This is a genomic window from Psychrobium sp. 1_MG-2023 (assembly GCF_030689115.1).
Classification (GTDB): Bacteria; Pseudomonadota; Gammaproteobacteria; order Enterobacterales; family Psychrobiaceae; genus Psychrobium.
This window is the reverse complement of sequence record NZ_JAUYVJ010000053.1, coordinates 1-9429: the sequence shown is the minus strand read 5'-3', so window position 1 is coordinate 9429 and position 9429 is coordinate 1. Positions and strand designations below refer to the sequence as shown.

The following is a 9429-nucleotide window of genomic DNA, read 5'->3' as shown; positions in this document are numbered from 1 at the left end:
AAGAACTGGATGTTCTCGCAATCAGTCCAAGGAGCAGAGGCAAGTGCGATACTCTACAGTCTAGTGATGACTTGCCGGGCTAACGATATTAACCCCTATTATTACTTCCTTCACTTGTTCAAGGTGATACCGACCTTGGATGATACCTCTGACTTAACAGCACTCATGCCGTGGAGTGTGCAGCTAGATTACGCATCAGACTAGGCGTAACTGGTTAGTTGCGCGTTTACGTATACATTTACATTTAACGATTTGGAAATCACATGGAAAGTATTTATCAAGGTATAACGGAGACAGGTTAGAAAATATGCGAAATAACAGCTTAGACCCGTCACAGTTTTTCGACTCAAGTACATGTCCTATGTACAACTCTGTGACTGTAGGAAATAATGGTCAAGACCCTGAGGATGATATTAGAACCAACCGAAACTGGAAACACGTTGGCGAAGAGCGAGATTACTATGAGGAACTGAGGTAACTATGATTAATAATAAACTTAAATTGACTGCATTTGCAGCGTTAACTCTCTTTGCAGTGAACTCTAATGCAGGCTTGATTGATATAGACGGGAACTTTAACGTTAAGCATCACCATAAATTACATGAAACTAATCCTTTGGTTGATTATGTCGTGTCTGACAGGTTTCAACACCCGCAAAGCTCAATAGTTGTTTTGGCTAAAAGAGTTCAACATAAGGATGGTGATGTAATTGGAAAAGTAAGCGTATTTAATGGGAAGACAGAATTATGGTCTGGTGATGGCTTATTCTCAGAAGTTGTGTATTCTGAAAATGGAGAAGCTATTTTGCTTGTGAGAAAGTACCCTTCAAAATTAGAGTCAGTGATCATACATAATGGAAAGGTGAACATTTTTACTCAAAAGTATGCAAAAGCATCCATTCCAGAGTTTAATGAACAGCTTACATTCCACCAAATATCTAACAATGCGAAACAGATTTTAAGTTATGAACTTTATGATGGTAGCATTTCTAACCTATTAATTTGCACTCTAGTTAATCAAGAGTCCCCTTGCGATAAGTTGCCAGTAAACAAGATGGATAATAGCTGGGAAGTGGACGCTGTTATTAGTGCTGAAAATGAAGTGTACTTATTAAAGTCAAATGAACTTTTAAAAATCTTTAATAATACAATACATTGGCAAATAAAGTTAGATGATGATTTTGACTATTTAGGCCAAACCTATGAAAAGCTATCACTTTACAAAAACTTAGTGATAATATCTTATAGCGAGAAAGTTAAAGTTTTCGATAAAGATAGTGGCACTTTATTATGGGAGATGGGAAGGAAGGTTGATGACGAAGCTTTTGGCTCTCTTTATCATATATATGTTGATAATGATAAGCTAGTTCTTCCGCTTAGAGAGAAAGGGCAAACTGCACATAAAGACTTAGTCCCCTTTATTCAATAAATATTAAGGATGAATAACAAAGGCTTTTATGCCTTTGTTATCAGTTTATGAACCAAAATATAAACGAACTATTGCTTGAGCGCTACAAAAAAAAATTTAGAATAGAATCATTAGGCATATTCGGATCTTTTGCTAGGGGCTCAAAGGAATATAATGATATAGATGTTATTATAATTACTAAACAAAAAATATATCGTAAAGATAGCTTTTTATACGAAGGAGTAACATTTGATGTCATTATATCTCACTATGAGAACTTTCACTTTTTATGTAATAAAAGCCATCAAGAGTGGGTATTTATTTTTAAAGATATAAAGGTCTTATTAGATGTAAACGACAGGCTTTTATATTTGAAAAAGCTAACGAGCCAATCATTTAAATTAGGACCCACAAAAATTAGCCGTGGAGATTATCGAGAATACTTCAGTAAATGTATTTCATCTCAAAGAAAGCTAGCAAGCCAGTTAGAACAAAATGACACTTTTCAATTATATGCAATTTTAGGTGAATTATTGACATATATATTGATGTTATGGTGCGGTGTTAACCAGGTCTGGTTTGATAAGAGAAAGTCCTTATTACATTTGCAATTACGCGAGCATTTTCCTGATTTATATACTCTATCTCAGGGGGCGAAAAAGGAGCAATGGATTGATATGAATAATGCTATAAGTGACGTGCTGATTGATATTAGTAACATCTCGGGATACGAGCCTCGAGGTGATATTGTGAAAGAAATAGATCTTAGGTTTGGAAGGTAGTACTTCAATTGATTTACAAGTACTAATGACATGAGTTATGACTACATTGGAATGGTCCACATAACCTTTTCAAGATTATATCAATTATACTCTTGTATCGTCATTAAGATTCATTCAGCCTCTAAATAATTATTTTGCCTTTTGCTTAGACAAAAGTTAAATGCTTAATAGTTATATGGCTTCAGGAGTAATTAGTGAATTTAGCATCATTTTGCTGCTCAGAATCACAAATCTAACTGATGAAGTAAAAATGTGAGCACCTCCCCCCCAGGTAAACCAAAGTGTGTAGTCAAAGACTGGGTTATATGGAATATTGAACCATCACAATCCGCGCCTGATTTTGTAATATCGCTGATAAAGGCCGATTACATTATTTACGATGAGCTCGATAGGTTTCCTGCTGGCGGGTGGGTGCGAACATCAGCAATACTTAGTATCCACGAGTATTGCATCTTTGCGACAAATAACACTAACTATATTTTGGTGGGAAGTGGCGCTAGAAAAACGTCAAATTTAAAGGCATGATGAGTTTTTTAAACTTAAGAATAAAGCAGGTTACTCCTGCTTTTTCTGTTCCCCTTGAGCTTCCTCATTACTTTTAGGCTTTTTAGTGAAAAAACGTTGGTCTATGCATAATGCTAGCAAGTGATTAATGGACTAAGTGGTGCAATCAACATAAATAAAAGTGAACAAAACCAACTGATAAACAAACTGGCGATGATCCATGCGAGCTTTTCTTGACGTCCCACTTTTTGTGACCGAGCAATGAGTATAATTGGCATCACCCACATAATGAATAAAACAATCAGGGCTGCACCAACAAACTTTTAACCGATGTAGATTGGCCTTTAGGCTACTAACTATGAAGTTAACAGCATCAAATACTCAGCTGAACACTATTGCTTTATTTTTTATCATAGATAACAGACTATTTATTGACTGCCAATACAACAAACGCCAGCATCAAAAACACGTAAAAAATAAAACTCGACATTGATTACATGATGGTTATGGGATGAGGTTGATCTTAAAAGGTAAATACTGGCTTAAAACGAACCACTTATCTTCAACCCAAATTCGTCTAAGCTAGACTGATAAGTGTTTTCTGCCCATGCATATAGAATACCTTAAGGAATTAATAGGTTAGCTATGAATACTAACGATGATGTACCTTTATCTATGCAACCGTTTAACCTCAATTAAAACCGTTTATCTACAATACTTTCACTTTGGCACCTTTTTCACCTGCATTTTTGAGTTTTCTCTAACATAGGCAAAAAAAGGAGAAGCATTATGAATAACACTTTAAAAGAGCAAACAATAAATAAATTCACGTCTTTATGCGCCATGTTTATGCTGTCGTTTTCAGCGATTGCTACTGTTAACGCTGCTGAGCAAGTAAAAGACAATATAGAGCAATTATCAAAAGAAATAGAGTCGATACGTATAAGCCATAACGTTCCTGCTATTGGGGTAACGCTAATTAAATCTGGCGAAGCCAAATATACCCAAGTATTTGGCGATACTAGTAAAGTTTCAAATACGGCAGCCACCGCTGATAGCCTTTTTCGCTTTGGTTCGATTACCAAAGTAATTCCGGGTATTGCGATTCTACAATTACAAGAACAAGGCAAACTTTCGTTAGACGACAATATTAGAAGCATTGCACCAGAACTTGCCTTTGAAAACCCATGGCATGCCACTAATCCGATAAAAGTAGAACATTTATTAGAGCATACAACAGGATGGGACAGTCATCCGGCTGAGCAGAAAATTTATACTAACGATAACAATGAGTTAAAAGAGGTACTTGAAATTTACCCACAAAGCCGTGTGAGTCGTTGGGTGCCGGGCACTCGTTCTGCATACAGTAATACGGGGCCAACCGTGGCTGCACGTATTGTAGAAATTGTTACAGGTATGTCATTTTCAACCTACGTGCAAAAACATATTTTTCAGCCGCTACAAATGCACAATAGCCACTTATTAAAACCAAAAAGTTGGGATACTCAAGGCGTGTTACCTTATTTAAATAATGGTTTGTCAGCAGGGTATGAACATATTGCGACCCGTCCAGCGTCTTCATTAACAGCTTCAATGACCGATATGAACCAACTGCTTAACTTATTTTTATACCCCGAGCAAAGTAAAATATTAAGTGCAGCTTCCGTTGAGCGTATGCAACGTATTGAGTCTGAGTTGGCTTATCAAAATGGTTTAGTTAGCTTTCAAGGTTTTGCTCATGTTAAAGATATGATTAATAATGAGCTATTTTTTGGCCATAATGGCGGAATTCCTGGCGCTATTAGCAGTTTGCGGTATAGCCCAACATCAAAAACAGGTTATGTATTTGCGTTAACCAGTGCTAATGGTGCTGCATTTTCAAAAATAAAAAAGGTATTAACTAAGTTTATTCAACAAGAAAATAGTGAAACTAAGCTAACCAGTTCAGCTAAAAAAGCACTTCATAGTGATTTCAACAACGCTGCGGGGCTTTATACCAAAATCAATTCAAGCATGAGTTTAGGCAATATTATTAGCTACTTTAGCGATGCGGTTCAGGTGACCGCAACAAAAAATACCTTAGCCTTTACCTGGCTTAAAGGTGGCTACCAATTAAGCTATCACCAACAAAGTGATAGCCCCGTGCTAAGTAATAAAGATGGATTACCACAAGTAACTTTGGCGCAAGACCCAATTGAAGGCCAAGTGTTGTTAAGAAATGCCGATGTTTATGTGCAAACGTCTCCGGGATTATTTTATGCAAAACTTGTAGGGCTATTACTAAGTATTGTGCTTATTGTTACCAGTATTATTTATACTTTGTATACGTTTTTTGTTCGCCCTGTAATTAAGTTGGTCACGAAAAACAATGCGTCATTATCTCAGCCAAGAACTTTAGTTTGCGTAAGCTCAACGCTGTTACTTACTGCAATAATGCCGATATTACTCGTTGGGGAGTTTGCCTTATTTAATAACCTTTACTGGATCAGCCCACTATTAACAGTGATGAGTGTGTTATACCCTTTGATTACCCTTATAGCTGGGGCAAGTTGCATAAAGCATTTTAAAAATATTAATAAAGGGTTCCATCGCCTTTACCTTAGCAGTATAGTATTGGCCCACTGTGTGTTAGCACTATATTTATTGAGTTATCAACTTGTTGCAGTGACATTATCTGCTTAAATTTACAAAATATTCAGGGCACGCTATGTGCCCTATTTACTATGATGAAACTATACTTTTTTCCGCGTGACCCTCGATTTTGGCTTTATCACTGCACAGCACTTATTGCTGTGATAGCTGTCGACTTATTTACTTCAGCAAACAACGGTCAAATCAATGTAAATATTGCCAAGGTTTCTGCTCTTTTTGCACTACTATTCACTGCAACGACACTGAGCTTTAGGTTTGTTTTTAACAAACAATCTTGGTACAAAACGGTGTATCACAAACAAATTCCGGGCTTACTGCTTGCTGGAACGTTTATGTCGTTACTTAGCACAAGTAGCATCATTGTTATTAGCTATTACACACCATTTTTTCATTCCATTTATAGTAGCTATATTGGTGAAAATACCAGCCTAGCGACGGCTTTTCAGTCAGCCTTTATGGTAAAACAGTGCTTACAAACACAACTATTTATTTGTTCTTGGATTTTTATTTACACTAGTATTACCCACCAAAGGCATGCCACCAACGCGCAAATGCTGAGCTTACAATTAGAGAACTCATTAAAGTCGGCACAACTGGAAAACCTAAATACTCAGCTTAATCCACACTTTTTATTTAACGCATTAAACAATATTCGCTTTATGATTGCGGAGTCTGTTGAAATGGCCGATGACATGATGGTGACTTTATCAGAGCTATTACGCTACGCCCTTGAAATATCACAATCGCATAAAGTACCACTGCATATTGAACTAGATATGTTAGATAAATATATGCAGCTGATAAAAATGCAATATGAAGATAAGCTCTCGTTTAGCGTTGAAGAACCAGAAAACAGTCATGCGATTATGATACCGCCAATGATGCTACAACTCTTGGTAGAGAATGCGGTAAAATACGGGGTTGAGCGTTCAACAAAAGCCGGTCATATTTCACTTACTTCAAGCCAAAATACGCACAGTGTAACGTTAAAGTTAGCCAACTCACTGCCAACACAAAATGATGAATCAACAGCAAGTATGCAAATTGGGCTAAACAATATTCGTGATCGCCTAACACTACTTTATGGTAGTAACGCCTCGTTCAACACTGAAGTGTTAAACGAGGCGTTTGTTGCAACACTATGCTTACCTAAGGAAAAACAATGATAACGGCCGCTGTAATTGAAGACTCCCGTTTAGCACGCCATGGCTTAATTCGCTTACTTGCTGCACATGACGAAATAAACGTAATAGGTGATGCTGACAATGTAAGTAGCGCACTAGAATTAATTGAAGCTCATTCACCTGACGTGCTTTTTTTAGATATTCATATGCCTGGTGAAAGCGGTTTTGATTTACTGGAAAAACTTAACTATTCACCGCAGGTCATTTTTACCACCGCCTATAATGAACATGCTCTACGATCATTTGATTATAATGTGGTTGATTACCTTTTAAAGCCCATTAATAAATCACGCTTAAGTGATGCTATTTATAAACTAACCATTAATAATCAAAACACTCAACATGATGTGTTAGAACCCTTAGCTAATAACACTGAAGAGACTAATGGCTTTACTGAGACAGAAGTAACAGAGCCGAAACTGACCATGACCAGTAAGGTATTCATTAAAGATGGTGAACTTTGTCATTTAATTCCGTTAACAGATATTGATTATTTTGAAAGCTGTAAAAATTATACTCGCGTGTTTTTTTGCAATAAAAATGCCTATATTAAGAAGCCGTTAAGCAGTATTTTAAACCGCTTACCAGAAAGTGATTTCTTGCAAGCTAACCGCCAACAAATTATTAATTTAAACGCGGTTAGCCAAACCGACTTAGGGGTAAATGATAATTGCGAAATCCTGCTAAACCATATTACCCCTATTTCAATATCACGCAGAAATATGCAGCAATTGAAAAGCCGCTTAGGCTTTTAGGGTAAATCAACTTTAACAATCGCTATGCTCAAGATAACTAGTAATTGATGACAAGGCATGGATTGCAAAGGTTTAATTACCTTTATAGCTGAGATTAACAAAACTAACATGAGCTTATGTAGTTCTTATATTACTTCACTAATCTAACGAGGTTTTACGTATCCAAACCTAAACAATAAATGATAAATAGCCTACCCCTTTAACTAATTAAAGAAGAGAATAGCTACCTTATCTGCAGTAAACAACAAATACCAAACATAAACTAGACAGTCACTTTAATTGCCCTCAAGACTACGCCCTGTGTGTATTACGGTTTACCCAAGAGATGATCAGCAACCCCCTTAAACATACTCAAGCAAACCATTTTACTTTGCAGGTTAATGTCACCCACGTTAACCAACACCCGCTGTTAATTGCAAAAGCATATCACAATCAACCAGAGACCCACTTACCAAAACAAGGGAACGGGTTAGCTGGGTTAAATGATCGAATGGTACAATTTGGCGGTGAATTTTCACAACATCTTGAGCAAGAAACACTGATCAACACCATGACATTACCACTAAATGTAGAAGAAAATAGCCATGATAAAGTGCCTACTAGTTGAAGATCAGACCTTAGTTCGTTTAGGCCTCGCTAATTTACTTAACCTCGATAGCGCCATTAATATCGAAGCCCACGCTGAAGGTGGCTTGCAAGCGCTTGCCCAATTAGCAGAGCATAGCGTTGATATTGTTTTACTCGACATGAGAATGCCGAACTTAGATGGGCTCGGCGTGCTGCAAAAAATGCGTGAAAAGGGTGATAAAACCCCGTGCTGATCATTACCACATTTGAAGATTGCGATGTATTAGTCACAGCCCTTAACCTAGGTGCTCGTGGCTATGTGCTTAAAAACATTGAGCTTGAAGAACTCATTAGCGCTATCAAGCAGGTCGTCGCGGGGAAGCGAGTATTGCAAAGCGCGGTAACTGACTTTTTACTCAAAAAGCAATTAAGCCCTCAGCTCTGCTTAACGGACAAAGAATAAACCGTATTGCAGTGTATGTCTTTGGGGATGTCGAACAAAGTGATTGCCAAAAAATTAGATAATTCTGAGGGGACTATCCGCAATCATGTGTCACAAATTCTTGCCAAATTAGACGTAAAAGACCGCACTCAGGCCGTTATAAAAGCCATTAATCAAAACCTAATTTAATACGCGAACAACACCAAATTACTATTTTTGATTAGGGTATGTTGATGAGCAAAGAGCGCTTTTTAAGCGCCACTATTTGTCATTAGGCTTAAGTGGTGCAATTAACATAAATAAGAGTAAACAAAACCAGCTAATAAATAAACAGGCGACTATCCCGTCCCACTTTTTGTGGCCTAGCAATGGGTATGATTGGCATCACCCAAATCTTGATTTCAGACATTAAAGATCTTCAGTGTCTGCTCATGGCACTCTCCAGCCACTCGACAACATAAAATATTGATAATAATTGGCAAAGTATTTTACTGTGTCGGATGGCGCTTCGCTTATCCGACCTACACTGGCACATAGAAGTCCCTCAACCCTAACAGACAATTGTCAATGCTACCTAGAGTTAGATAATTACAGCTTTCTCCTGAGTGTTGTTCCTGTATGTAATTTACAAAAGTGTTATGAATTTTATAAATTAACCTCAGATATTATGAAGCTTGGGTTTTTCAGCAAAAAACTGATTTAAAGTGTGGCAGACAACATTAATAGTCGTATTTAGTCGATTAAATTTTACCTCTAACACAGTCCTCAGTTAAACAATATCGTTACAGACTGGGTTTTTAAATATAAATCAAATTATTGGGTAGGTTAGAGCTTATTACTTTATCAATATGGTTTTGCATTACTTGTTTGAACTCTTTAAAAATGATGATAGCAACTAAACAGAAATTTAAAATCATATCTGTCTAACTGCTATTTATCTGAATACTAGTTATGACACACTAATTGGTATGTATGAATTTCTTTTTTGCTTTTCCATTGCAATGACCATAGCTCGCTATTATCGACTGGACTATTTGAAATGCTTTTAATTAGTACATCAGTAAACGCGCAACTAACCCGTTGTGCCTAGCCTGACGTGTAATCGAGCTGCACATTCCACGGCATGAGTGCCGTTA

At 37.0% G+C, this 9429-nt stretch carries 11 protein-coding genes; all 11 read left to right on the top strand.

What is annotated here, in order from left to right:
* Positions 1 to 204 (top strand): transposase domain-containing protein (locus Q8W26_RS17435; RefSeq protein WP_305473847.1); only part of this gene is annotated, 204 nt, incomplete at its 5' end.
* A 103-nt stretch (positions 205 to 307) separates the two neighbouring features.
* On the top strand, positions 308 to 478 hold the full coding sequence (locus tag Q8W26_RS17430; protein ID WP_305473846.1) for a hypothetical protein: 171 nt from the start codon (positions 308 to 310) through the stop codon (positions 476 to 478).
* 2 nt (positions 479 to 480) lie between these two features.
* Positions 481 to 1428, top strand: coding sequence for a hypothetical protein (locus Q8W26_RS17425; RefSeq protein ID WP_101215971.1), 948 nt, complete (start codon positions 481 to 483; stop codon positions 1426 to 1428).
* A gap of 47 nt (positions 1429 to 1475) precedes the next feature.
* Positions 1476 to 2189 carry a nucleotidyltransferase domain-containing protein gene (locus tag Q8W26_RS17420; protein WP_101215972.1) on the top strand — a complete coding sequence of 238 codons (714 nt, stop codon included), beginning with the start codon at positions 1476 to 1478 and terminating at the stop codon, positions 2187 to 2189.
* A 1293-nt stretch (positions 2190 to 3482) separates the two neighbouring features.
* Positions 3483 to 5375: a serine hydrolase gene (locus tag Q8W26_RS17415; protein WP_101215973.1), complete on the top strand. Its 1893-nt coding sequence runs from the start codon at positions 3483 to 3485 to the stop codon at positions 5373 to 5375.
* A gap of 41 nt (positions 5376 to 5416) precedes the next feature.
* The gene (locus Q8W26_RS17410; RefSeq protein WP_101215974.1) at positions 5417 to 6511 is read left to right on the top strand and encodes a sensor histidine kinase; all 1095 of its coding nucleotides are present in this window, start codon (positions 5417 to 5419) and stop codon (positions 6509 to 6511) included.
* On the top strand, positions 6508 to 7284 hold the full coding sequence (locus Q8W26_RS17405) for a LytTR family DNA-binding domain-containing protein (RefSeq protein ID WP_305473845.1): 777 nt from the start codon (positions 6508 to 6510) through the stop codon (positions 7282 to 7284). Before Q8W26_RS17410 ends, Q8W26_RS17405 begins: the two co-directional genes overlap by 4 nt.
* Before the next feature lie 325 nt (positions 7285 to 7609).
* Positions 7610 to 7891 carry a hypothetical protein gene (locus Q8W26_RS17400; RefSeq protein ID WP_305473844.1) on the top strand — a complete coding sequence of 94 codons (282 nt, stop codon included), beginning with the start codon at positions 7610 to 7612 and terminating at the stop codon, positions 7889 to 7891.
* Positions 7869 to 8105: a LytTR family DNA-binding domain-containing protein gene (locus tag Q8W26_RS17395; RefSeq protein ID WP_235591137.1), complete on the top strand. Its 237-nt coding sequence runs from the start codon at positions 7869 to 7871 to the stop codon at positions 8103 to 8105. Before Q8W26_RS17400 ends, Q8W26_RS17395 begins: the two co-directional genes overlap by 23 nt.
* On the top strand, positions 8099 to 8314 hold the full coding sequence (locus tag Q8W26_RS17390) for a hypothetical protein (RefSeq protein WP_305473843.1): 216 nt from the start codon (positions 8099 to 8101) through the stop codon (positions 8312 to 8314). Before Q8W26_RS17395 ends, Q8W26_RS17390 begins: the two co-directional genes overlap by 7 nt.
* A 15-nt stretch (positions 8315 to 8329) precedes the next feature.
* Complete coding sequence (locus tag Q8W26_RS17385; protein ID WP_370694297.1) at positions 8330 to 8482, top strand: response regulator transcription factor; 153 nt, start codon at positions 8330 to 8332, stop codon at positions 8480 to 8482.
* The last annotated feature ends 947 nt before the right edge of the window (positions 8483 to 9429 follow it).